This is a genomic window from Mordavella massiliensis, assembly GCF_016901695.1.
Taxonomy (GTDB): Bacteria; Bacillota; Clostridia; order Lachnospirales; family Lachnospiraceae; genus Claveliimonas; species Claveliimonas massiliensis_A.
Window position 1 is genome coordinate 46,826 of sequence record NZ_JACJKS010000012.1, and the last position, 25,556, is coordinate 72,381.

The window sequence follows — 25,556 nt, forward strand, 5'->3', positions numbered from 1 at the left end:
GTTTCAGATTATTATAACACACAATTGCCGCAAACAACAACCAGACATGTCATCCTTTTTTTACCTGTGTCAAAATAATAAAAGACGGCATAATACCGTCTTTTATTGCACTATTTATACAAAGGGTCTGACAACTCCTTTTATATTAGACCGCTGTCCGTTTGTGATCGGCCATACAACCACTTCATTGGGCCAGGATTCAATCACCTGGTTGTTTCCAAGATAAATTGCCACATGGATCACAACGCCTGAACTGTTCTGATAGAAGATCAGGTCCCCTCTCTGCCTCTGACTGTAAGGAACATGCATAAATTTGGATGAAGCCCACATATTTCTGGATTCATATTCATATCCCGGGTGTGCATGCCGTACAGGATTAATCGGAGATATATCGAGACCTGCGCCATATAATGCCTGCATGACAAGTCCGCTGCAGTCGATACCTGTTCCCGGAGGTCCGGCAGCTCCTATCACATAGGGTGTTCCCAGATAGGAATATGCTGTACTAATCATTGCTTCAATATGATCCGCTCTTGTACTGTCCCTGTTGACTTTCAGAGGACTCACATAGGCGCCCCACTGTTCCCACTGAAGCTGATTAAATCCCATCCGCATCCAGGTCAGAAGATCCACATTCCCGGTTTGACTGAGCCCGCTTCTCGCCTGGAAACTGCGCACTGCATTCTCCACATTGTGCCCGTAGAACGCTCCGCCCATACCAATACCATTGCCAAGGCCGAGAGCCTGGATTACTTTCATGACCTTCACACCCTCGAAGCCATAGGAGAGTGTATAGCCGCCCCCTGTCAGTGTAATGGAGTCCTTGATCTGATAGTACTGGCTTGGATTCTGATATCTGCGGTATTTCAGTTCTGTATAATAATTGCTGTTCGGTCCCGGTGCACTGGCATCTTTTGACACCAATTTAATCTGCAGGGCTTCCATACGGTAACCGCACTTAGTTGTTCCGGCGGCCTGCCCGTTTTTCGCCCAGCCGAGCCAACCATATTTCTGCACATGAGCACGGTAATAAATATCATAGTAATTTGCCAGATCCCCGGAAAGAGATATTTTAACAGCCTCAATGCCATAAGATCCGTCCGTGCTCCCGTTTACGGTATCCAGGCCGGTGCTTTCCTGCCATCCCAAATGCGACAGATGCGTAGCATAGGTGATCTGGCCTTCCGGCATATTTTCTGTTCTTCTGTTCAGATGGAGCGAGATATTCTCCAGTCGCTTGCTCTGCCCGGTTGTTCCGAGTGTTCCGCCCATCTGGATCTCCCCGCTGTCACCTGTTCCCTGAATGGTTCCAGAATAAGTGAAATCTGCCGCTTTATACCCTTCGATATATTTTATGCCGCTTGTATTCGGCGCCGTTCCGCCTTTTTCTACAAGCTGGATACGAATCGCCTCAATCCGCTTACTCAGATCCGTGCTGCCTGCCGTCTCGCCGTTTACAGCGTAATTGATCCATCCGATCTTCGCCATATGCACGCTGTAATACACATCGTAATGCTCTGCCAATTCGCCTGTCAGACGGATCTCTACTGCTTCAACACGTTTGGCCTGATTCGTTGTACCTGCAATTTCACCGTCTTTCTTCCAGTCCTGCCAGCCATAGGCCTGCACAAAAGTTCTGTATTCCACGCCACCTTCGTATTCGTTATCCGGAATCGAAATCTTGATGGCTTCCATTCGTTTTGACTTACCTGTCACGCCTGCGATATCGTCATCCCACTTCGTGTCCTGCCAGCCCACAGACTGCGAATGAGCGCTATAGGATATGAGTGGATATTTATAACATTCCCCGCCCTGTTCCGGTGCTTCTTCTCCTTTTTTGACCAGACGGATCTCTATTGCCTCCATCCGCTTGCCATACCCTGCGCTTCCAGCTTTCTCCCCGTTCTTTGCCCAATCCAGCCAGCCAAAAGTCTGTACATGCGTTCTGTAATACACATCATAGTATTCCGCCATGTCTCCCGTCAGGCGGATCTGTATCGCCTCCAGGCGCTTAGACTGACCTGTTGTACCTGCAAGCTCTCCATCTTTCTTCCACCCCTGCCAGCCATATGTCTGCACATGAGTCTGGTATTCAATCCCGCCTTCATACTCACTGTCCGGCAGTTTGATCTTGATAGCTTCCATCCGCTTGGACTTGCCGGTTATTCCTGCTGTCTCGCCATTAAATTTCTCTGCCTGCCAGCCTATAGTTTGAGAATGTGTCTGATAAGAGAGTGCAGGGTACTTATAACTTTCCCCCTCTCCTTTCGGTACTTCCGCCCCTTTTTTCACAAGACGGATCTCTATTGCCTCCAGACGTTTTGCATAACCGAGACTTCCGGCTTTCTCTCCATTGCATGTCCAGTTCAGCCAACCATAACTCTGCACATGAGCACGGTAATATATATCGTACTGTTCTGCCAGCGCTCCTGTCAGACGGATCCGAACCGCCTCCAGACGCTTTGTCTGTCCGGTTGTACCTGCTGTCTCCCCGTCCTTTTTCCAGTCCTGCCAGCCATATGTCTGCACGTGAGCACGATATTCGATTCCACTTCCCTCCGGAGCGTCTTCTACTTTCAGTTCCAGGGCTTCCAGACGTTTGGCCTGGCCTTCTGTACCAATCAGGATTCCTGTTTCCTCTTCTGTCCATTCATTCCAGCCATATGTCTGTACATGTGCACGATAGGAGAGCCCGACCTGATCTGGCTCTTCTGTATTCTCCGGTACTTCCGGGGACTCAGGTGTTTCCTCTTCTCCTGAACCCTCCGGGATTTCCGGCGCTGTCTCCTCTTCTGACACATCCAGATCTCCCTGCTCCTCCGAAACATCTGATGAGTCCTGACTTTCCTGTTCGGTTTCCTCGATATCCTGCGAACCGTCATCCGCCGCCTCTTCCATCACGGCTGTAATATTATTTTCTCCATTCTCCTCCGGCTCAGCAGCCAGGCTTGTGCCTGCGCTGCCGAATACTAATGAAACACTTAAAAGAAAAGCTGTAAGTTTTTTTCCTCTCATTCTTCCCACCTCACACTAGAATTTTCCCCTCTGATAATGTCCCTGCGCGATCAGTTCCTGAACGGCGCGCACCACGGACTCCTTGTCTTCTTTATACGTTACGCCGAACCATTTGTCGTGGGACTGGAGCACTTTCACATCCGCCTGTCCGGTTCGTAAGAGTTCCCCGATGATCGTAGGAAGGAGATACTCTGCCTTCAGGTTCTCCGCCGGCGTCTCTGCAAGGAACCGGTCGAACCCGCTCTCAAGAACGGAAAAGAAGTCCGGCGTCAGCCCCCACATATTCATGGACACTTCCGACTCCACATCGATCTCTTCCCGCCGTCCGTCTTCAAGGACGACCGCCGCGCCTTCCTGCGTCTTTACAATATTATGCGTTTCCACGATGTCTGTCAGCATATGCGCTTCGTTCACCCGGCACACGCCCCGGGTCACGCCGCCGTTCTCGCTGAGCGTGTTCTTAAGGACAAATCCGACCATGCACACCGGCAGCTTTTCTCCCGCCGGCATCTCCTTCATCTTCTGCAGATGGACGAACGCCTCCCGGTAGGCCTGTTTCCCATAATAGTCGTCTGCGTTGATGACAAGGAACGGCTCCTGCACCAGATCCCTGCAGCAGAGGATGGCCTGTCCGGTCCCCCACGGTTTGGTCCGCCCCGGGAATTTGTCTTTATACTGCGCCGGGATATCGGCAAGCTCCTGGAAGGCATATCCGACTTCCACCTGCTTTTCGATCCGGTTTCCGATCACCTCTTTGAAATCCTTTTCCAGATCCCTGCGGATGACAAAAACGACTTTGTCAAATCCGGCCTCCAGGGCGTCGTAGATGGAGTAATCCATAATGATCTCGCCGTTTGGCCCTACGGGCTCCAACTGTTTGATCCCCCCGCCAAAGCGGCTTCCTATTCCTGCGGCCATGATGACCAGCGTTGCTTTGCCCATCATATTGTTTCTCCTTTTTCTATTCTCCCAGTCCGTCCTCCACGGCCTTCACCATCGCCGCCAGGGCTTCCTCCTCATCCGCCCCCTCGCAGATGAGCTCGATCTCATCGCCCTTCTTGATGCAGGCGCCGAGGACGCTCAGTACGCTCTTGGCGTTCGCTGTCGTCGTATTATGCTGAAATGTGATCTTGCAGTCATACTGCACCGCTGTGTTGCAGAAGATTCCGGCCGGGCGCAGATGAAGTCCCGTTGGATTTGCGATCACTACTTTCCGGCTTACCATAATACATAAACCTCCTGATATTTCTTTCTATCTGTCTTCAGCGGCATCCGCAGACTCATCCGGAACCGCCCTCTCTTCCAGTGTAACTGTAACGGAAACTTCCGTCTCCACCTTGCAGTCCGGCACGTCGTCCGGCAGTCCGATAGTCACGGGCACTTCATACTCGCCCGCCTTCGCATGATCCGACAGGTCGATGCTCACAGCGAAGTCGCTCACATCCAGGCTGTTCAACTGCTCCTGGGGCCCGCCGATGTGGACTTCCAGATCGTCGCCGCTTCCATAGCCGGCGACGGCCAGGTCGTCTGCCAGCCCCTCCACGGTGATGGAGCCCACCGGGATGTCAAAGCTCTTCGTCCCTTCCCGGGCCACGCGGGCGGTCACAAGGATGTTGTTCCCGTTCTCCTCCACAAGCCGGGTTCCCTCCGGCAGGTAGGGCGTGACGTCCACCGTCTCCTCCGTGCGCTGGGAGATGGCGGTGATATCCAGGGCCTCCGCGGGGATGCGGATCTCCGCAAGGCTGTCCAGCACTTCCTCCTCGCCGGCAAGCTGGATCTCCTCCGGCGTCCAGACCACCTCAGAGATGGCGTAGCCGTCCGCCGCCGTGATCCCGGATGTATCTACCGTAACCGGGATCCGCGCGGTGTGGAAAAGGGTCACATTGACCTTCACGCCGATGGCGCCCAGGTTGTTGGCAAGCTGCTCCGCGCTGATCTCGTTGTTGTCCTCATCGTAGTAGGTGAGGGAGGCGTCGATGGAAGCGTCCTCTGAGAGGCCGGAGACGTTCACCTCAGCCACCACCTTGCTGATCCGGTCGATCACGGACTCCGGCCCGTTGAGGGTCACGCGCTCCGGATCCGCCTGCACGGCGCCCAGCTCATAGCCGTCCCGGACCGTGCCTTTCGTGGACACGGTGATGGGGAAGGTATCGCTCTTGTTCTGCTCGATCTTCACCTGCATATTCCGCGGGGTGGCGGCTGCATCTTTGATCTCGAATCCGGGGATGGAGACCTCGATGGGCACCTGGGACTCCAGGTAGAGCTCCCGCATGTCCGCCGTGGCCACGATGTTCTCCGCCTCAATGTCCTGGAGGACGGAGCGGGTGGCGCTCACCGTGACGCTCACCGTGTCCGTGCCGTCCAGCACCTGGTAGGAACGCTGGTTCTGGGTCACCACCTCGCTGTGCTCGACGGTCACCGGGATGTCGTCGAAGGTCTCGCTCATGACCGGGTTGTCTATGTTTACCACCAGAAGCCACAGCATGAAGGCAAAGAGAAAGGCCAGAAGCTTCAGGCCGATATTATGCATCAGATTTTCTTTCATGGATCAGCCTTCCTTTCAGTTTTGCTATGATGCTGCGGGACTCGCTGCGCTTGTTCTGGATCTCCGTCAGGTACTCCCTGAGCCGCTCCCTTGTGATGTTCCGGTCAAGGACGCCGCCCTGGGCGACGGACACATAGCCGGTCTCCTCGGACACCACGATGACCATGGCGTCGCTCACCTCGCTGAGGCCCACCGCAGCCCGGTGCCGGGTTCCCAGATCCTTGCTCAGGCCCATGTTATCGGACAGGGGCAGGTAGCAGGTGGCGGAGACGATCCGGTCGTTGCGGATGATGATGGCCCCGTCATGGAGCGGTGTGTTGTGCTCGAATATATTGATCAGCACCTGGCTGGACACGATGCAGTCAAGCTGGATGCCGGTGCTCTCATACTCCGTCAGGCGGATGGCCTGCTCCACCACGATCAGGGCGCCGGTCTTGGCCTTCCCCATGATATAGCAGGCGTCCACGATGCCGTCGATGGTCTCCTCGCTGAAGCGCCCCTTGTCACGGGAGCTGTCCAGGGTAGGGACCACGGCGCTGATGTATTTGCGCTCGCCCAGCTTCTCCAGGGCTCTCCGAAGTTCCGGCTGGAAGACCACGATGAGGGCGGTGGCCAGGACCGTCAGGGAGTTGCGGGCGATCCACAGGATGGTGTGCATCTGGAACACGAAGGCAAGAAAAATGAACACGCCAAGGACGAGGATGCCTTTAAGCAGCATCCACGCCTTCGTGTTCTTGATCCATATCATGATCTCGTATACAAGAAACGCGATGATCACGATCTCGATGATATCGGTCAGATGCATCTCCGGAAAATACCCGTCTCTTATATACCTGTTGATGAATTCGGAGATTCTTGCCTCCATGCCTTCACTTCCCGTCCTTACTTGTTGTTCTTGTCACCGTCCAGGCTGAGCTCTTCCTGCAGCCGCTTTGTCAGGAGCAGCTCATCTACGTTATCCGCGAGGGCGCCGGTGATGGAGCCTGTAACAGAGCCGGCCTTTGCGTGGGGGGCTTTTTTGTGTCCTCCTTTTTTCCGTCCGGCCTCCGGCCTTTTCTGCTCCGCCTCGTCCTCTGTCTTCCCGTCTTCCTCCGGGGCCGCTTTCCTGCGGATCTGCTCGGTGTCGATGATCTCCGTCTCCTGGGCGTCGCCCGCAGAGCGGCGGTTGATGCGCTTCACCGTCTTCTCCGGCGCTGCCACGAGGATCTTCGGCACTGCTTTTACATAGTAATAGTATTCATCGTCCTCGTACTGGACGCTCTCCGTCCGGGAGTAGTCCACTGCGAAGAAGGCGAGCTCCAGGACAAGTCCCACGACAACGGCTGCCACGCTGCCGATGATCAGCTCCGGGTAGGACACTTTCACGCCCAGCATGGCGCTTCCCGCCGCCACGATGACGATGCCCGCCACGGCTCCCGCCGCGGACGCCGTCTTCCAGGCATGATTGACGGACATCCGGTGCAACTGGTATACAAGGAGCGTCACAATGATCAGGGCGATGAGCATGACGATCATCTCTTTATTCTGGAACACCTGCTTTAAGTATTCCATCAACTGCCCGATCATGCCCTCTTCCCCTCCTTTGAGGGCGGAGGCGGACGTCTCCACATAGTCGATCATATAGTAGGCCACCGTGCCGCAGATCAGGGGGATCACAACAGACGGGCCCGCCATCAGTCCGAAAGCTACCGCCGCCACATACGGAATGTGGCACAGGAAAGCCAGGGAAGTCAAAAGGATATACACAGCCATCCGGGGACTGAAACGCACATAGAATACAAACATGATCAGAAACACAGCCGCTGTCACAGCCATGATCCCCAGGGATACCGACGCCATCTGCACCAGGATCAGCGCCGCTGCCGCCAGGACCGTGAAGATCATGGGAAGGAAGGCGCAGATCACCGCCAGACCCAGGGTGATCAGCGGGTTGGAGAGGATCTCCATGAAGCCCAGGTCGTGGTTGATCATGTAGAATGTAACAAGGGCCAGCAGGAACTGGACCCCTTTGTCGATGAACTTTGAGTACGCAGCGTACACCTTCTGCAACTGCCCTTTTATGCTGTATATGTTCTCCATCTCTATCGATTCTCCTTTTCGTACATCTTCATCAGTTGTAACAGTCCGTGGTTGTAACGCTTCATCCGCATCCTGGCGTCCCTGTGCTTACTGCCGCAGATCCGGCTCGTGACGATCAGGGTAATGATGAGAAGGGCCAGGTACCCTAAGATCACTACGCCGGCCAGCATGAGGATGAGACTGAATGTAAGTTCCTCGATCCATCCCGTCATGCCCCAGGCCAGGACAAGCAGCATGGCGCAGGCATAACCGACCGTCGTCCAGACAACCGTCGCGATCATCTTCATGCTCACATAGTCTTTCTTGTAGTAGGCGCTGATCTTCATGTCCTCGGCGCCCTCCCCCTGTTCGTAGAGGGCCATCCGGGTCATCAGCCTTATCTTGCGTTTATCTAACATAATTCACCTCATTAAGGATATGGATCCAGTTTTGCTCATTATGTTTAAGTATAACAAATATCAGTACCCTTGTCCAATACTTACCGTTAAAAAATAAACTTTTTCTGCCCCCGCCCGCTTCAGGACGCGGGCCGCGCCGTCCAGGGTGCTGCCGGTGGTGTATATATCGTCCACCAGGAGCACCCGCTCGCCGGTCAGGGAGCCGCCCTTCCAGCCAAAGGCGCGCCGCACGTTCTGCCTGCGCAGCACGGGGTCCAGCGTCCGCTGGGGTTTTGTGTGGCGGATCCGCACAAGGCTTCCGGTGTCCGCGGGGATGCCGAGCCTCTCTGCCAGCTCCAGGGCCAGGATCTGCGCCTGGTTGAAGCCGCGCAGCCGCCTCTTCTTTCTGCTGAGTGGTATGGGAAGGATGCGGGTGACGCCCCACTTCTGAACGAGGGCTCCGTACCGGTCCGCAATCTGCCCGGCATAGAACCTGCCGTAGATGCGCCGGTTGTGGAACTTGAACTGATAGATGGACCAGGCGGCCTGCCCCCGGTGTACATAGAGGGCCCGGCCGCAGTCAAAGTCATGGACCGTGCGGCTGCAGTCCAGGCAGTATTCCGCCTGGCTGCTCCGGATGGGTTTGCCGCAGGTTTTACAGAGGGGCTCCCGGATGGGCTGCACGCGCCGCGCGCAGTCCGGGCACACCTCCTCCCGGATGACCCTGCCGCACAGAGGGCAGGTGTTCGGATAAAAGAACCGTAAAAGTTTCTCAATAAATATTTTTATTTTCTCACAATTCATCTGTGCTGTCCTGGCACAGTTCCCGGATCCGGTCGCAGAGGCTGGTGTTCCGGTCCTGCTCCCGGTCGTTGTCGATCATGCCCTGGAACACGGCCTCGCTCCCCACGATGGTGACGCACTTCCTCGCCCGCGTCACGGCTGTGTAGAGCAGGTTCCGGTTGTAGAGCTGCCTCGGCCCCGCCAGCAAGGGGATGACGGCGGCCGGATACTCGCTGCCCTGGGACTTATGTATGGTGATGGCGTAGGCCAGCTCCAGCTCGTCCAGCAGCTCGAAGGGGTAGGTGACAACCCGGTGCTCGTCGTACTCCACCTGGAGGGTCTCCTCGTAGGTGTTGATGGCGCGCACGATGCCCATGTCCCCGTTGAAGATGCCGACGCCCTTGTCCACGGTCATGCCGTACCGGGTGGAGATCTCCCACTCCAACTGGTAGTTGTTCCGGATCTGCATGACCTTGTCCCCCACCCGAAACTTCCTGTCCCCGTACTCCTTCTCCGCCTTGGACGGGGCGGGCGGGTTTAAGTACTCCTGCAGGATCCGGTTCAGCCGCTCCACGCCGAGGAGCCCCTTGCGCATGGGCGTGAGCACCTGGATGTCGAAGGCGGTGGCTCCCACGTATTTCGGGAGCTTTTTCTGAATGAGCGTCAGGGTCACGCTGATGATGGTGTTGGCGTCCTGCCGCTTCAGGAAAAAGAAATCCCGGCTCTTGTTGTCCAGCACCACGTGCTCGCCCCGGTTGATCCGGTGGGCGTTGACCACGATGTCGCTCTCCCCCGCCTGCCGGAAGATACGGGTGAGCTCCACTACAGAGAAGGCGCGGGAAGCGATCATGTCTTTCAGGACGCTGCCCGGCCCCACGGAGGGGAGCTGGTTCACATCCCCCACCAGGATGAGCCTTGTGCCCGGGCAGACAGCCCGCAGCAGGGCGTGCATCAGGGGCAGGTCCACCATGGACATCTCGTCGATGATGATGACGTCCGCCTCCAGGGGGTTCTCCTCGTTCCGCTGAAACCCGGTGCCCGCCGTCTCCTCCTCCGGGTTGCCGCTCACTTCCAGGAGCCGGTGGATGGTCTGGGCCTCCCAGCCCGTGGCCTCCGTCATCCGCTTGGCCGCGCGCCCCGTGGGGGCCGCCAGGCGGATGTCCATCTGCTCCCCGTCAAAGTAGCGGATGATGGCGTTGATGGTGGTGGTCTTTCCCGTTCCCGGGCCGCCGGTGAGGATCATGATGCCCCGGCCCGCCGCCTCCAGGACCGCGGCCCGCTGCCGCTCGTCCAGGGGGATGTCCATGTGCCGCTCGATGGCCGCCAGCTTCCGCCGCACTGCCTCCTCGTCCACCCGGGCCGCCAGGTTCAGGTCGTGGAGCATCTTCGCCGTGTTCAGCTCCATATAGTAGTAGTTGGAGGCGTAGACCCGCCTGCCGTCCACTGCCTCTTTGATGACCACCTTCCTCTCCATGGCAAGATCCATCAGGAACCGCCCGATATGGGGGATCTCGATCCCCAGCAGGGCGCCGGTCCTGGCCAGCAGCGCCTCCTCCCGCAGGTAGACATGGCCCTCCCCCACGCTCTGGAGCAGGGTGTAGAAGATCCCGCTCCGGATCCGGTAGTCGGAGTCCGCGTGGATGCCGATCCGGCGGGCGATCTCGTCCGCGGTCTTGAAGCCCACGCCGCTTATATCGTCCGCCATCTGGTACGGGTTCTCCTCCAGCACCTGGTACATGCGGTTGCCATAGCGCTCGTAGATCTTCGCCGCCAGGGCGGTGGTGATCCCGTATTTCTGCAGGTAGATCATGGCCCGCCTGAGGTCTTTCTTCTCCTCGATCTGCTCCGCGATCTCCCGGGCCTTCCGCTCGCTGATGCCCTTCACTTCGGCCAGGCGCTCCGGCTCCTCCTCGATGATGCGGAAAGTGTCCTCCTTAAAGCGGCGGACGATCCGCGCCGCCAGGGCGGCCCCCACACCCTTCACAGCGCCGGAGCCCAGGTAGCGCTCGATGGACATCAGGTCCTCCGGCTCGCACACTTCCGACGTCTGCACCTGGAGCTGCACCCCGTAGAGGGCGTGGGTGACGTACTCCCCGGTCAGCCGCAGGAGTTCCCCTTCACTGATAAAAGGAAAGGAGCCCACACATGTCAGCTCCCCGTCCCCGTTATGCAAGTTGAACACTGTGTACCCGTTGTCGCTGTTGCGGTACACGATGTGCTCCACATATCCTTTTACTTCTTCCATTTTTAAAGCTCTTTCCGATTGCTCATAAACTCTACGAACTGGCCTGTGCCGACAGCGACCACCTTCATGGGGTCCTCCGCTGTCATGGTGTTGATGCCGGTCCGTTCCTCGATCAGTTCCTCCAGGCCCCGCAGCATGGCGCCGCCGCCCGTGAGGACGATGCCCCGGTCCAGGATGTCCGCGGACAGCTCCGGCGGGGTCCGCTCCAGGACGCCGATGACGGCCTCCACGATCTGGCTCGTCGTCTCCCGCAGCGCCTCCTCGGTCTCGGAGGAGGTAACGATCACGGTCTTGGGCAGGCCGGTCACCAGGTTCCTGCCCCGCACTTCCATGGACTCCTCCTCCACGAGCGGGTAGGTGGTGCCGATCTTGATCTTGATGTCCTCCGCCGTCCGCTCGCCGATGAGCAGGTTGTGCTTCTTGCGCATATACCGGACAATGGCCTCGTCAAAGTCGTCCCCCGCGATCTTGATGGATGTGTTCACCACCGTGCCGCCCAGGGAGATGACTGCGATATCCGACGTGCCGCCGCCGATGTCCACGATCATGTTCCCGCAGGGCTTGGAGATGTCGATGCCTGCGCCGATGGCCGCCGCCACCGGTTCCTCGATGAGCAGTACTTCCCGGGCGCCCGCCGCGTAGGCGGCCTCCTCCACGGCCTTCCTCTCCACTTCCGTCACACCGCTGGGCACGCAGATGCTGATCCGCGGCTTCTTGAAGGTGCGCCGGCCCATGGCCTTCTGCACGAAGTATTTGATCATTTTCTCTGTCACTGTATAGTCTGAAATGACGCCCTGGCGCAGCGGCCGCACGGCCACGATGTTGCCCGGCGTCCGCCCCAGCATGAGGCGGGCCTCCTCGCCGATGGCCTTGATCGCGTTCGTGTCCCTGTCGAACGCCACCACAGAAGGCTCCTTCAGTATCACGCCTTTGCCCTTGATATATACAAGGACGCTGGCTGTGCCAAGATCAATCCCGATATCTAACGACATGTGCACTGTCTCCTTTCAAGCGATACATTCCATTATAATAAACTTTCCTGGAAATGGAAAGCATTTTTTCTTAATTCTTTCTTAGCATCATGTCAATGTATTTCCCGGTGTAGGAGGCCGGATCGGCCGCGATCTCCTCCGGCGTGCCGCTGGCCACTACGGTGCCGCCCCGGTCGCCCCCCTCGGGGCCGATGTCGATGATGTAGTCCGCCGTCTTGATGACGTCCAGGTTGTGCTCGATGAGAAGGACCGTGTTCCCGTCGGAGGCGAGCCTTCGCAGGATCTCCGTCAGCTTGTGTACGTCCGCGAAATGAAGGCCCGTGGTGGGCTCGTCCAGGATGTAGATGGTTTTGCCCGTGCTGCGCTTGCTCAGCTCCGTGGCCAGCTTGATCCGCTGGGCCTCCCCGCCGGACAGGGTGGTGGAGGGCTGCCCCAGGCGGATGTAGGACAGGCCCACGTCGTAGAGGGTCTCCATCTTCCGCCGGATGCTGGGCACATGCTCGAAGAAAGTGAGGGCCTCCTCCACCGTCATGTTCAGGACGTCGTAGATGCTCTTGCCCTTGTACTTCACTTCCAGCGTCTCCCTGTTATACCGCTTCCCGCCGCAGACCTCGCAGGGCACGTACACGTCGGGAAGGAAATGCATCTCGATCTTCAGGATGCCGTCGCCGCTGCAGGCCTCGCACCGGCCGCCCTTCACATTGAAGCTGAAGCGCCCCTTCTTGTAGCCTCGCGCCTTGGCGTCCGGCGTGGCCGCGAAGAGGTCGCGGATCAGGTCGAAGACGCCGGTGTAGGTAGCCGGGTTGGAGCGGGGCGTACGGCCGATGGGGGACTGGTCGATGTCAATGACCTTGTCAAGCTGCTCCATGCCCAGGATGTCCCGGTGCTTCCCGGGGATGGTCCTGGCCCGGTTCAGCTCCCGCGCCAGCCGCTTGTAGACGATCTCGTTGACAAGGGAGCTCTTGCCGGAGCCGGACACACCGGTGACGCAGGTCATGACGCCTAAGGGGATGTCCACGTCGATGTCCTTTAAGTTGTTCTCCCTTGCGCCCACCACTTTCAGCCAGCCGGTGGGCTGCCGGCGCTCCTGCGGCACCGGGATCTTCTGGCGGCCGCTTAAGTAGGCGCCGGTGATGGAGTTTTTGTTTTTCATGATTTCCTTCGCCGTCCCCTGGGCCACCACCTCCCCGCCGTGCTCGCCGGCGCCGGGCCCGATGTCCACGATGTGGTCCGCCTCCAGCATGGTGTCCTCGTCGTGCTCCACCACGATCACCGTGTTGCCCAGGTCGCGCAGGTGCTTGAGGGTGGCCAAAAGCTTGTCATTGTCCCGCTGGTGGAGGCCGATGCTGGGCTCGTCCAGGATGTAGGCCACGCCCACCAGGCCGGAGCCGATCTGGGTGGCCAGCCGGATGCGCTGGGCCTCCCCGCCGGACAGGGTACCTGTGGCCCGGGACAGGGTCAGGTAGTCCAGCCCCACGTCCATGAGGAACTGGATCCGGGCGCGGATCTCCTTCAGGATCTGCCCGCCGATCAGCATCTGCTGGTTTGTCAGCGCAAGGCCCTCCAGGAACTCCTGCAGTTTTTCCACGGAAAGCGCGGTGATCTCTGCGATATTCATGCCGCCCACCGTCACGGCCAGGGACTCTTTTTTCAGCCTCTGTCCGCCGCAGGCGTGGCAGGGGGTGATGCGCATGAAGGTCTCGTACTCCGCCTTCGTCGTCTCCGAGGCCGTCTCCCGGTAGCGCCTCTCCACGCTTTTGATGAGGCCCTCAAAGGCTACGTCGTAGATGCCCTCCCCCCGCTGGCCGCGGTAGTGGACTTTCACTTCCCTGCCGCCTGTGCCGTAAATGAGGATGTCGTGTATTTTTTTCGGATAGTCCTTAAAAGGCGTACTGAGCGAGAAGCCGTACGCCTCCGCCAGGGCGTCCAGGATCGCCCGGGTATAGCTCCCCCTGTCCGTGCAGGACTGCCAGCCCAGGACAACGATGGCCCCCTCGTCGATGCTCAGGGATTTGTCCGGGATCATCAGGTCCTCGTCAAACTCCATCTTGTACCCGAGGCCGTAGCACTCCGGGCAGGCGCCAAAGGGGTTGTTGAAGGAGAAGCTGCGTGGCTCGATCTCATCGATGCTGATGCCGCAGTCCGGACAGGAGAAACTCTGGCTGAAATTCAGCGGCTCCCCGCCGATCACGTCCACCACAAGCAGCCCTTCCGCCAGGTGGAGCACGCTCTCCACCGAGTCTGTGAGGCGCTTCTCAATGCCCGGTTTCACCACGAGCCGGTCCACGATGATCTCGATGTTGTGCTTGATGTTTTTATCCAGGGCGATCTCCTCCGACAGCTCGTACATGCTGCCGTCCACCCGCACCCGGACGTAGCCGCTGCGCTTCGCCCGCTCGAACAGCTTCGCGTGGGTGCCCTTACGGCCCCGCACCACGGGCGCCAGGAGCTGGATCTTCGTCCGCTCCGGCAGGGCCATGATCTGGTCTACCATCTCGTCCACCGTCTGCCTGCGGATCTCCCGGCCGCAGTTCGGGCAGTGGGGGATGCCCACCCTGGCGTAGAGGAGGCGGAAGTAGTCGTAGATCTCCGTCACCGTCCCCACTGTGGACCTCGGGTTCCGGTTCGTGGACTTCTGGTCGATGGAGATCGCCGGGGGCAGGCCCTCGATGCTCTCCACGTTTGGCTTCTCCATCTGGCCCAGGAACTGCCGGGCGTAGGAGGACAGGGATTCCATGTACCGCCTCTGCCCCTCCGCATAGATAGTGTCAAACGCCAGGGAGGATTTGCCTGACCCGGAAAGGCCGGTCAGCACGACCAGCTCGTTCCGCGGGATGTCCAGGTCTATATTTTTCAGATTGTGCTCGTTGGCCCCTCTGATCTTGATGTACTGTCTGCTGCTTTTTGCCGCCATACTCACTGTCTCCTTATCCTATGTTCTGCCGCCGGGCGGGATTTTATGCATCCGCAAGCTCCTGCAGCTGTTTTTTCAGCTCTTTCATCTGGTCGCGCAGCTCTGCCGCCGCCTCGAAGTTCAGGTCCGCAGCCGCGCGGCGCATCTGCTTCTCCACATCGCCTATGAGTTTCTCCAGCTCCCCTCGGCTCATGGACTCCGGATCCTTCTCCATGCGCAGGTCCGCAGCCGCCACCTTCTTCGAGATGCTGATCAGGTCGCGGACGGATTTTTTGATGGTCGTGGGCGTGATGCCGTGCTCCTCATTGTAGGCCATCTGGATCTGCCGCCTGCGCTGCGTCTCGTCCATGGCAAGTCGCATGGAGTCCGTAACGGTGTCCGCGTACATGATGACGTGCCCCTCCGCGTTCCGGGCCGCCCGGCCGATGGTCTGGATGAGGGACGTCTCGGAGCGCAGGAAGCCCTCCATGTCCGCGTCCAGGATCGCCACAAGGGTGATCTCCGGGATGTCCAGGCCCTCCCGCAGGAGGTTGATGCCCACCAGCACGTCGAAGACGTCCAGGCGCATGTCCCGGACGATTTCCGTGCGCTCCAGGGTGTCGATATCCGAGTGGAGATAGCGCACCCGGATCCCCAGCTCCTTCATGTAATCTGTCAGGTCCTCCGCCATCCGCTTGGTGAGGGTGGTGATGAGGATCTTGTTTTTCTTCTCTACTTCTTTGCGCACCTCTGCCACGAGGTCATCGATCTGCCCCTCCACCGGGCGCACTTCCACCCGGGGATCCAGAAGGCCCGTGGGCCGGATCACCTGCTCGGCCCGCATAAGCTCGTGCTCCGCCTCGTAGTCCCCCGGCGTAGCGGACACGAAGAGGATCTGGTCGATCCGGTCCTCGAACTCCTGAAAGCTCAACGGCCGGTTGTCCAGGGCCGACGGGAGCCGGAACCCATAGTCCACCAGGGTGTGCTTTCTGGACTGGTCGCCGTGGTACATGGCGCCGATCTGGGGGATCGTCTTGTGGGACTCGTCGATGATGATCAGGAAGTCGTCCTTGAAGAAGTCCATCAGGGTGTAGGGCGGCTGCCCCGGCTTCAGTCCGGACAGGTGCCGGGAGTAGTTCTCGATGCCGGAGCAGAAGCCGGTCTCCTTGAGCATCTCGATGTCAAAGTTGGTCCGCTCTGCGATCCGCTGCGCTTCCAGGAGCTTGTCCTCGCTCTTGAAGTATTTCACCCGCTCCTCCAGTTCCTCCTCAATGGCGTCCGCCGCCCGCCGGATCTGCTCCGCCGGCACCACATAGTGGGAGGCCGGGAAGATGGCCGCGTGGGTCAGCTCGCCCTTGATCTCCCCGGTCAGCACGTCAATCTGGGTGATGCGGTCGATCTCGTCCCCGAAGAACTCCACCCGCACGGCCGTCTCCGACTCGTTGGCGGGGATGATCTCCAGCACATCCCCCCGCACCCGGAAGGTGCCCCGCTTGAAGTCGATCTCGTTTCTCTCGTACTGGATGTCGATGAGCTGCCGCAGCACCTCGTCCCGGTCCTTCTCCATGCCGGGCCGCAGGGATACCATCATCTTCTCGAAGTTCTCCGGCTCGCCCAGGCCGTAGATGCAGGAGACGCTGGATACCACGATCACGTCCCGCCGCTCCGCCAGGGACGCGGTGGCCGAGAGCCGCAGCTTGTCGATCTCCTCGTTGATGGAGGAGTCCTTGGCAATGTAGGTGTCCGACGAGGGGACGTAGGCCTCCGGCTGGTAGTAGTCGTAGTAGGAGACAAAATACTCTACTGCGTTATTCGGGAAGAACTCCTTGAACTCCCCGTAGAGCTGCGCCGCCAGGGTCTTGTTGTGGGCGATGATCAATGTCGGTTTATTCAATTGCTGGATGACGTTCGCCATCGTGAATGTCTTGCCCGATCCGGTGACGCCAAGGAGGGTCTCGCACTGGTTGCCTTCCTTGAAGCCTTTGACCAGGTCGGCGATGGCCTGGGGCTGGTCGCCGGTGGGGGCGTATTCTGATACTAGTTCAAAGTGGTCCATGAAAAATTACTCCCAATTAAAGTATTCTTACGCAGAATGACAATGTAGATAAGATTACCCCCATTTAAAATATTTATCGTTTAACTCTTTCCTTAAAGTTTGGTTTACCATAATTTGTTGAATAGCCTTATTTTCAAAATCATTATCTAAAAATTTATTGGCTAATTCTTTGGAAATTTCTTTTTTTAAATTACAAATTACAAGCAACTCATTGTAATTCTTTAAATGAATGATTTCAGTAATTCTATTTAAGTTACTTTCATATATTTCTTTTACATTACAGTCCGCAATTTTAGACAAATTTTGCTCTATACTTGAAACACTATCATATGCCTCAATCCTTTGTTTTTGAACTAACTCATCCGTCAAAATTTTAGTAGCTGTTAAAGCAATTTGTTCTTTTTTTTCTTCCGCTCTTTTCCAAAACTGGTTTTTAAATTCTTCTATTTTTTCATAAGCACTTACAGGAAGAACCGTTTCCATTGTATACTTAATCACTTCATCTGACAAAAGAAACATTTCAATTTCATTAAATGGTAATACCTTAATTCCTTTAGCTTCTAATGATTCCTTTTTATCTCCAGGATAATTATCTCCATCGACTATTCCAAAACATTCAATACCTAACCATTCAGACTTCGAAAGTACATCGCAATACTTAATAACATCCAAATGCCCACCAACTGGAATAATTGTATACCGCTCACAAAATAAAGCTCTATAAACTGTATAATCTAAACTTGATTTTGTATCTCCTTCACAAAAAATAATCGGTTTTTTAGATCCCAGTACTTCTGTCAACATTGTTTTTGGCAAAACAAAATTATCCTCGACAAATTCAAATTCCCAATGATTTGGATACACAAAATTCTTTATCCATGCTATTTTTGCTTCACTTCTTCCCAAGACAAAATCCACGGAATGTGTAATAAATATAAACTGACAATCTTTTCTTTCTTCAATCAATAAATCCCATAAAACATTCGTCAACGACGGGTTAAGATATGTTTCCGGCTCATCAACTACAATAAAACTTTCTTTTTTTGCCATTAAAACACTTATCGAATAATAGAGTATAGCTTTTTCTCCTTCCGATAATGCATTTACATGATAAAAATAATTATCTTTTTCGCATACTAAATAATCACTTGTTTCTGTTTTAAAATGAAATTTTATTTCTGGCAAAAGCAATTTATATATCTTTCTTAATTGCCCAAAAATACTTTTCCCTTTTTCAGCAACAATACCTTTTTCTTCACATTCCATTAAATATTCCGTATACTGCTCTCTCATAGCAACTATTAGTTTTGTAAACTGATTATTTTGGAAGGAAAAATACCCATAGTCATCTTTTGTTTTACTTTTATCAATATTATTCTCCAAAAGTAAGTTTTCTAAATCTTTTAATCTTGTAGAAAGCATTGACATATCATTTAACGAAAAATAAAGTGTTTTTTGTGCTGGTATAACAGATATATTTTCCCGATCATTACCTTTCAAAGTTTTAGCAAGACTTGATTTTCCACTACCATTCCCTCCGATTAACACAATATTTCCTTCAACTGAAGAAAAATGTGAAAGAATTAAAATCGAGCCATACTCCTTTGCAAAATCTATATTACAAGAAAAACCATATAGTAAATTTTCATAATTATAATACGAAAATTGACTTTCCATCCCTGAAACACATTCAAGTATTAATAATTTCATTTGCCTACTAAATTTATTTTGGCGAACAATATTTAATCTTTTAACTTCCCTAATAAATTCTACTTGCTTTCTTGTATACATACAAGCGAATTCATATACATTTTCAAATCCATCTTTAGCACATTTTATTTCTTTTCCTTCAGAACCATATACTATTCTATCTTTATATGTGTCTTTATAAAACTGCTCTAATTCCGTCTTTTTATCTTCCATCTGTTTTTCATAATCTTTCAAACATTTTTCGCACTTCTCTAATTTTGATTCTAGTTCTTCAATCGTATGCATGCTTTTTCATCCTTACTTTTTTCAAAAAAATATCTCTATCTTGAAACAATATATCTATGGGCAATGATCAGCGTTGGTTTATTCAGTTGCTGAATGACGTTTGCCATCGTAAACATCTTGCCCGATCCGGTAACGTCCAGAAAGGTCTGACACTGGTTACCTTCCTTAAAGTCCTGCTCCAGCTACTCAATGACCTGGGGCTGTTCACCAGTTGATTTGTATTCTAACACTAATTCAAAATAATCCATAATTTACTTTTTCTCCTTCTCCTGACGGATTTTCTTCACATAATCCTGTAGTTCTGATTCTATATGAAAGCCTGCAGTTTCCGCTGAACCGGAAAAGGCTTTCTCAACATTCTGAAATGCCTGAGTCACTTTATTTTGATTCCTGATATCTTTTCTCACTCGCATTAAAATTCTGCCCAGCAGATTCTGTCCTCTCCATTTATCAATGCTGAGTCTGTCCTCATCTTTCATGGAAAGCCCAATTCCCCAGATCCGGTCTTTCACCGCACACTCCGCAATGATTTCTTCACCTGTCTTCTCCAGTTTTTCAGCAAGTTCGGGATTCTGGCGGAATTTCTCTGATACTCCATTATAAACGATTTTTTCTCTTTCCTTTGTCCAAACTTTATCATCAAAATTTTGCACGGTTCTCCCTAACGCTTTAATCTTTGCCACATCATCTATCTGCAATATCTTTTCTGCAGTTGTCTGATCTTTGAACAAAACCGCCTTCTCATACATCATATATTGCTCCATGGAAGAAAATGTAATACCGCCAATTGTGAATTCAGATAGAAACCAGTTGCTCAGATATCCATTTTCTTCATCCGGATTGTGAAAGCATATCATAGCCGCACCTTCTTTCTGCAACACTCCGCCTTTATTCCTGTTTCTCAAGTCCGCACTGTTCTCCTACTTTTTGGACAGCCACCTGCAGATCAAGGTCATGAAGTCCCGGATACCCTTCAAACATAAATTCCACCGGTAGAAGCCTGACAACTTCTTTGCTTGGTATCCTGTACATCCATTGAAACAAAGCATAAAACTGCCCGATCCAGTCAGGCGCGAATCCTCCTGACTCTTTTCCCTGTTTTAATTCATATTTATCATTTTTCAGGAAATAGTCAAATAAGCTTTCCGCATTCATAGTAGAGACATATGCCTGTCCCTCATCTATCAGGGATCTTGTCCGGCTCTTCATATAATGATCAATAAAATCTTCTATATTCATACCCGGGCAGTGATCCTGTGCATATTCAAAGAGTTTTCCCTGATTTTCAACCACTTCATCCAAATACGCTTTACTAAATACTTCCATTGTCTTACCTCTCACAGCAATTTACTGAACACATTTTCAATTTTATTTTTCTCAGAGTTGATCAATGCATACATAGTCTCTCTGGCGTTTCTGTCACGCTGTATATACTGTGGATTGATCTTATGATAGTCAATTTCCTGCAGTGCTGTGATGTCCTCGTTCAGAGACAGAAACGCTTTTTCTGTCTTTAAGCAGTACTGAATTCCCAGATCTCCCAATTTTAATAATTCCGGCAAAATATCCAGATCCACTTCATCCCTGACAAAACATTTGGCAATATAAAAATATGACGCATTTGCCCGCCACCCTTTGATGACATCGTATCCTTCTGTAGAAATCTGATACTTTTCTATAAATCTGGGCGCCAGCACCTTATATCTCCGTCCTGTATCTGCATCCCGGTGTTTCATCAGTTCTGCCAGCCAGGAAAGTATATCGCATTCCTGAAAATCCAATATATTTAATTCAGAGACATCCAGTGTATACTTATGTACCCATCCGTTATTTTCTGTAGGATTGCAGATTGACCACTCAGATGCCAGCACCGGGCTTTCAGTCAGATAAAATCCTTTTCCGTAATCGTGTTTATCATTTCCCAGACCATATGTTGGTCGTATCTCTTTATTTTGGCTTCCATGATATAGAATCAGTGTATTCTTATCACTCTTCATTCTCGCAATCCCTCCCCACTTTTCATATCAGTTATTCCAATTATTCGAATATCTGAAAAAATCTGTAATCAAATTTTCTTTCTTATCCCCATTATACCAGAAACATTCCTTTAAATTATCACTGATCTTCTTAGAGTGTTTCATGCCAAAAATTGCCGCCCAGAATCTTCCGTAATCCTCTCGGCATCCATGGTCAATATATGTCCTTATTCCCGATTGTCTCTTTACACAAACCAGCTTTTCCGCTTCAAAAATGCGATCGATTTCTTTACAGATTTGATCAACATCATCCTGTATCAAATTGCGCATATCAATTTTTAATTCTACTTTGTACATACTTTCACACTTCACTATCAATTAGGGAAACATCATTTCCCCAATTCCAGTTCCAATAACTCTGCTATTTCTGAACTGCCGAGTTTTCCTCGGCAGTTCAAATCTTATTTTATATCTTCTTCTATAGTAATCCACCTGATAGGTTTTTCCATCATCGGCAGTATGGGCAAATTTTGCCCATACTGATTCCTTTTTCAATTCTCCCTCTTTAAAAATATTGCGTATATGCTTTCCTATAACACTTCTGTCTCTTTGAAACAACTCTGCCATCTGTTCCAGAGAAAGCCATACCGTATCATTTACAAAAGTCGCCTCGATCTTTGTTAAACCATCTTCTGTAGTATACATTAACAAATTCGATTGCTGCATTCATACTCACCTCTTCGACTTTTCTTATCATCACATTTTCCGTGCTCGCAAACAAATGTTCTCCTCTCATTTTATCTTATATACTTCACGCCGTCAATCCAATAAAAATCTTCTTTTGACGGCTGCGTCGTCCATTTCCTTCAAACGAAAAGCGGTCAATCATAATCTTAATTAACCGCCTCGTAGCTATTTGAAAATAATATTTAATTTCTCACCCAATTCAGAAGGACAATCTGTATTTACCTCATGCCAAGCCCCTGATATAGTTATAAATTCTGCATTAGGTATCAATTCTGCCAATTGAAAGCAGGATCACAGATCCAAACTGTTGGGATTCAGCAGAAAATCCATAATTCCCATTACAACAATGCCTTCTTCGTTGCGCCAGAGCTTAATCCGATCCTTTACCACAATAATCTTTTTGAAAGAATCTCTGATACGTACGAGGGTATTTGTCTCCTGCTTCATTTTGTCACTGTCAGGAATGGCAAAAGCAGACTGGATATAATATCTCTGATTGCCGCGGTTGCATACGAAGTCCACCTCCGGCCTCTTTCGGATGACCTTCCCCTGGTCATCCCTTTCTGAGTACTCCACAACCCCCACATCTACATTGAATCCCCTGATCAGCAACTCGTTATAAATAATATTCTCCATGATATGGTTTTCTTCCTGCTGCCGAAAGTTGAGTTGAGCATTACGGAGGCCTACGTCAGTAAAGTAATACTTAAAAGGGGAAGCAATATATTTTTTCCCTTTGATGTCATAGCGTTCTGCTTTACTGATAAAAAAAGCATCTATAAGATATGCAATATATGCACCAATGGTCTTATCACTGACATGGATCCCGTTACTGCAGAACGTATTTGCCAGCTTTGTCGGATTAGTCAAAGAACCCACTGCTGATGCAAGGGTATTGACCAGCGCAGCCATTACGTTGTCACCTTTCAGGTTATACCGGTCTTCAATATCTTTCAGATACAATTCTTTACACAGATCGATCAGATACTTGGATTTCAACTCATCTGTTTTTCTGCTCAGGATCAGAGGCAGTCCTCCATATGTGTAGTAATCCGTCCACGCATCATACTTGTCTCCAGGATAAGCAGACATATACTCCGAAAAGGACAGCGGATAAACCCTTACTTCGTCTCCACGTCCCCGGAACTCAGTCAACACATCCGAAGAGAGAAATTTAGAATTGCTTCCCGTTACATAAATGTCTAAATTTCCCTGCCTGTTTAAACCGTTGAGTACGGCCTCAAATCCCTCGCAAAGCTGAACTTCGTCCAGGAACACATACCACGTACCATCCCGCGTCACACATTGCCTGATATACATGCTTAATTTTTTTCTATCACGCAGCTCCTCATATTCATCATCATCCAAAGGAACTGTAATAATTCTGGAAGCCTCCACTCCAGAATCCAATAAATATTGATAATACAGCTTGAACAACAGGTAGGATTTCCCGCATCTTCTGATGCCAGTGACAACTTTAATCAGACCATTTTCCTTTCGTTCAATCAGCCGATTCAAATATAAATCACGTTTAATAGGTTCCATGCCGCTCTCCTCACTTCGGAACTTTGTATATTGTTGCGTTTTCCCGTAATCAAATTATAGTCGTACTACACACGAATGTCAATCACACTACATCTATTATATTCTGGATTTTTATCAAAATATGCAGTTCCCCGAAATAGAAATTTATATACTTCACGTCGTCAATCCAGTAAACCCGCCCCTTGCCCTGATGGGGCCGGCATAGTACAATCAGGATGGATTTTCGTGACTATTGCAACAGAAAGGGGATTTCACATGGATGTTTTAAAGAATCCGATCTTTCATGGGATCACAGAGGAAGAATACAGGGAGCTGGACGCCATCGGCTGCACCCGCCGGGCGGCCTGTAAAAAGGAACGCACTGTCTTTCGCGCCGGCGACAGGACGACCGAGCTCGGCATCCTTCTGTCCGGGGAACTGTATATTGAAAATACCGACCTGTGGGGAAACCGCATCATCCTCCACCATATTTCCGTGGGGGAGGCTTTCGCCGAGACCTACGCCCTCAGCCGGATCCCTATGATGGCGGATGTCATCGCCTCCAGGGACAGCCTGATCCTGTTCCTGGATCTGGAAAAACTGCTGGACCGCAAAAACAGCAGCAGATCCTGGCATATGAAATTTCTCCAGAACCTGCTGCAGCTCTCTGCGGCAAAGAATATCGCCTGGTCCGGCCGGATGCTGTGCATCTCTTCCCGCCATATCCGCACCCGGATCATGACCTACCTGTCAGCCGAGGCGGTCCGCTTAGGGAGCCGGGAGGTGGTCATCCCCTTCAACCGCCAGCAGATGGCGGACTACCTGAATGTGGACCGCAGCGCCCTGTCCAGGGAGCTGGGGAAACTGCAGGAGGAAGGGATCCTTTCGTTCAGGAAAAACAAGTTCCTGCTGCTGGACGTGGATACGGAGTAAAGACCACGCTATTGCGCCAGTTCGCCGAGCGTGTATTTCGCCCCGCACACCGGGCAGGTATAGGTATAATAGTAATACTTCACTTTATCATCCTTTACATTCGCCAGCTCCTGGGTAAATGTTCCGGGTATTTTGCCTTTGGTCGAGAAAAATTCTTTCTTCCGGATCATTTTTTCGCCGCATTTGGGGCATTTCGGCTTTTTAAAGAGAAAAAAGAAAAATTCCCGCGGCGTAAAAGAATAGCTGAATGCCGTGTGCTTCATGGACTCCCAGTCTTTGTCCTGTTTCATGCGCGCACCTCCTCCATACATTGGATGCAGATTTACCCGTTCTTTTATATATATAATACAGTTTACTTTGCTATCTTTATAATTGTCAATCTCGCCTCTCCCCTTTTTGCATTTTCATAGTATAATGTAAGCAGTATCATAAAAGGAGCGGAATTGTCTTATGTTTCAGGGTAAAGTCGTTGTCATTACAGGAGGCGCACAGGGGATCGGCAGGTGTATTGCCAGTGAATTTGAAAAACAGGGAGCCACGGTCTGCATCATCGACAGGCAGCCCAACGCCGGTTATGTCGGGGACATCAGCAGCGAACAGGTGCTCCGCGATTTTTCTGAAAAGGTCATTTCCATGTACGGGCGTGTCGACTGTCTCATCAACAATGCGATCCCCCTGTCAAAGGGGCTGGACAGCTGCACGTATGATGAATTCAACTATGCGCTTCGGGTCGGCATTACCGCCCCGTTTTTCCTGACGCAATTATTTATGCCTTATTTTGCCGAGGGGGCTTCCATCGTTAATATCTCATCTTCCCGGGACCGGATGAGCCAGCCGGACACGGAAAGCTATACGGCCGCAAAGGGCGGGATCGCCGCGCTGACCCACGCCATGGCTGTCACGCTCGCGGGCAGGGTCCGCGTCAATTCCATCTCACCGGGATGGATCGACACTTCATTTACGGAATACACCGGCGCAGACGCGCTGCAGCATCCGGCAGGCAGGGTGGGAAACCCTCTGGATATCGCCAATATGGCGCTGTTCCTCTGCTCGGACAAAGCCGGATTTATCACCGGGGAGAATATCTGCATTGACGGCGGCATGACAAGGCAGATGATCTATCATGATGATTACGGGTGGGAGCTTAAGGTGGAGTAAAGAGGGGAAATGAAATCGATTAATCAAGCTGACCGAAATGTATGTTATGACTCCGGCAATGCCAGAGCCAATCTATCAACACTGGGAAGAACAGTTAAAGACAAAATCTCATTTAAATAATCCTAAAAATTCGGCGGTGTGAAAGTTTTTCTGTAAATACGTAAATATAAGAGGTTCTTCTATGATAAAATCTAAATCATAGGAGGGCCTTTTATTATGGCAAAACAAAAGAAACCTG

22 protein-coding genes and 1 pseudogene are annotated in these 25,556 nt (G+C 52.3%); 2 read left to right on the forward strand and 21 right to left on the reverse strand.

Annotation, left to right across the window (positions count from 1 at the left end; genetic code table 11):
- Positions 1–114 precede the first annotated feature (114 nt).
- The 20 genes and pseudogenes from H6A20_RS09215 to H6A20_RS09305 all read right to left on the reverse strand — a co-directional run bounded on the left by H6A20_RS09215 (position 115) and on the right by H6A20_RS09305 (position 23,248).
- On the reverse strand, positions 115–3,015 hold the full coding sequence (locus H6A20_RS09215; protein ID WP_204906832.1) for an NlpC/P60 family protein: 2,901 nt from the start codon (positions 3,013–3,015) through the stop codon (positions 115–117).
- Between the two features lie 15 nt (positions 3,016–3,030).
- Positions 3,031–3,957, reverse strand: a complete 927-nt coding sequence (locus tag H6A20_RS09220; protein ID WP_204906851.1) for a nucleotidyltransferase family protein — start codon at positions 3,955–3,957, stop codon at positions 3,031–3,033.
- 19 nt (positions 3,958–3,976) lie between these two features.
- Positions 3,977–4,240, reverse strand: a complete 264-nt coding sequence (locus H6A20_RS09225) for an HPr family phosphocarrier protein (RefSeq protein WP_204906833.1) — start codon at positions 4,238–4,240, stop codon at positions 3,977–3,979.
- Positions 4,241–4,267: 27 nt separating this feature from the next.
- Entirely contained in the window at positions 4,268–5,560 is a 1,293-nt protein-coding gene (locus tag H6A20_RS09230) for a CdaR family protein (protein WP_204906834.1), read from the reverse strand.
- Positions 5,538–6,425, reverse strand: a complete 888-nt coding sequence (cdaA, locus tag H6A20_RS09235; RefSeq protein ID WP_204906835.1) for a diadenylate cyclase CdaA — start codon at positions 6,423–6,425, stop codon at positions 5,538–5,540. Before cdaA ends, H6A20_RS09230 begins: the two co-directional genes overlap by 23 nt.
- 17 nt (positions 6,426–6,442) lie before the next feature.
- Complete coding sequence (locus tag H6A20_RS09240; RefSeq protein WP_204906836.1) at positions 6,443–7,639, reverse strand: hypothetical protein; 1,197 nt, start codon at positions 7,637–7,639, stop codon at positions 6,443–6,445.
- A gap of 2 nt (positions 7,640–7,641) precedes the next feature.
- Entirely contained in the window at positions 7,642–8,037 is a 396-nt protein-coding gene (locus H6A20_RS09245; RefSeq protein WP_204906837.1) for a hypothetical protein, read from the reverse strand.
- Between the two features lie 60 nt (positions 8,038–8,097).
- Positions 8,098–8,820 carry a ComF family protein gene (locus H6A20_RS09250; RefSeq protein ID WP_204906838.1) on the reverse strand — a complete coding sequence of 241 codons (723 nt, stop codon included), beginning with the start codon at positions 8,818–8,820 and terminating at the stop codon, positions 8,098–8,100.
- Positions 8,810–11,044 (reverse strand): SF1B family DNA helicase RecD2, encoded by a 2,235-nt coding sequence (gene recD2 / locus H6A20_RS09255; RefSeq protein ID WP_204906839.1) that lies wholly within the window; start codon positions 11,042–11,044, stop codon positions 8,810–8,812. Before recD2 ends, H6A20_RS09250 begins: the two co-directional genes overlap by 11 nt.
- A 2-nt stretch (positions 11,045–11,046) precedes the next feature.
- On the reverse strand, positions 11,047–12,036 hold the full coding sequence (gene mreB / locus H6A20_RS09260; protein WP_204906840.1) for a rod shape-determining protein: 990 nt from the start codon (positions 12,034–12,036) through the stop codon (positions 11,047–11,049).
- 70 nt (positions 12,037–12,106) lie between these two features.
- Positions 12,107–14,950, reverse strand: coding sequence for an excinuclease ABC subunit UvrA (gene uvrA, locus H6A20_RS09265; RefSeq protein WP_204906841.1), 2,844 nt, complete (start codon positions 14,948–14,950; stop codon positions 12,107–12,109).
- Between the two features lie 43 nt (positions 14,951–14,993).
- Positions 14,994–16,985 carry an excinuclease ABC subunit UvrB gene (gene uvrB / locus H6A20_RS09270; protein WP_204906842.1) on the reverse strand — a complete coding sequence of 664 codons (1,992 nt, stop codon included), beginning with the start codon at positions 16,983–16,985 and terminating at the stop codon, positions 14,994–14,996.
- A 54-nt stretch (positions 16,986–17,039) separates the two neighbouring features.
- Positions 17,040–18,980: an AAA family ATPase gene (locus H6A20_RS09275; protein WP_204906843.1), complete on the reverse strand. Its 1,941-nt coding sequence runs from the start codon at positions 18,978–18,980 to the stop codon at positions 17,040–17,042.
- Between the two features lie 56 nt (positions 18,981–19,036).
- Positions 19,037–19,228 (reverse strand): annotated as a pseudogene (locus H6A20_RS14010) (DEAD/DEAH box helicase family protein); the annotation flags it as partial.
- 3 nt (positions 19,229–19,231) lie between these two features.
- Positions 19,232–19,885 carry an NADAR family protein gene (locus tag H6A20_RS09280; protein WP_338106664.1) on the reverse strand — a complete coding sequence of 218 codons (654 nt, stop codon included), beginning with the start codon at positions 19,883–19,885 and terminating at the stop codon, positions 19,232–19,234.
- Positions 19,869–20,321: a hypothetical protein gene (locus H6A20_RS09285; protein WP_338106665.1), complete on the reverse strand. Its 453-nt coding sequence runs from the start codon at positions 20,319–20,321 to the stop codon at positions 19,869–19,871. The genes H6A20_RS09280 and H6A20_RS09285 overlap by 17 nt, the downstream gene beginning before the upstream one ends.
- On the reverse strand, positions 20,318–20,977 hold the full coding sequence (locus H6A20_RS09290) for a DUF3990 domain-containing protein (protein ID WP_204906844.1): 660 nt from the start codon (positions 20,975–20,977) through the stop codon (positions 20,318–20,320). Before H6A20_RS09290 ends, H6A20_RS09285 begins: the two co-directional genes overlap by 4 nt.
- Before the next feature lie 27 nt (positions 20,978–21,004).
- Entirely contained in the window at positions 21,005–21,313 is a 309-nt protein-coding gene (locus tag H6A20_RS09295; protein ID WP_204906845.1) for a hypothetical protein, read from the reverse strand.
- Positions 21,314–21,334: 21 nt separating this feature from the next.
- Positions 21,335–21,661: a hypothetical protein gene (locus H6A20_RS09300; protein ID WP_338106666.1), complete on the reverse strand. Its 327-nt coding sequence runs from the start codon at positions 21,659–21,661 to the stop codon at positions 21,335–21,337.
- A gap of 333 nt (positions 21,662–21,994) precedes the next feature.
- A complete protein-coding gene (locus tag H6A20_RS09305) occupies positions 21,995–23,248 on the reverse strand; it encodes an ATP-binding protein (RefSeq protein WP_204906846.1) in 1,254 nt (417 codons plus the stop codon).
- Between the two features lie 255 nt (positions 23,249–23,503).
- On the opposite strand from H6A20_RS09305, the gene H6A20_RS09310 reads away from it, so the two are divergent.
- Positions 23,504–24,160 carry a Crp/Fnr family transcriptional regulator gene (locus H6A20_RS09310; RefSeq protein WP_204906847.1) on the forward strand — a complete coding sequence of 219 codons (657 nt, stop codon included), beginning with the start codon at positions 23,504–23,506 and terminating at the stop codon, positions 24,158–24,160.
- A gap of 8 nt (positions 24,161–24,168) precedes the next feature.
- Here H6A20_RS09310 and H6A20_RS09315 read toward each other — a convergent pair whose 3' ends face one another.
- Positions 24,169–24,450 (reverse strand): hypothetical protein, encoded by a 282-nt coding sequence (locus tag H6A20_RS09315; protein WP_204906848.1) that lies wholly within the window; start codon positions 24,448–24,450, stop codon positions 24,169–24,171.
- A gap of 160 nt (positions 24,451–24,610) precedes the next feature.
- Between H6A20_RS09315 and H6A20_RS09320 the strand changes: the two genes are divergently transcribed.
- The gene (locus tag H6A20_RS09320; protein WP_204906849.1) at positions 24,611–25,318 is read left to right on the forward strand and encodes an SDR family oxidoreductase; all 708 of its coding nucleotides are present in this window, start codon (positions 24,611–24,613) and stop codon (positions 25,316–25,318) included.
- Positions 25,319–25,556: the final 238 nt, after the last annotated feature.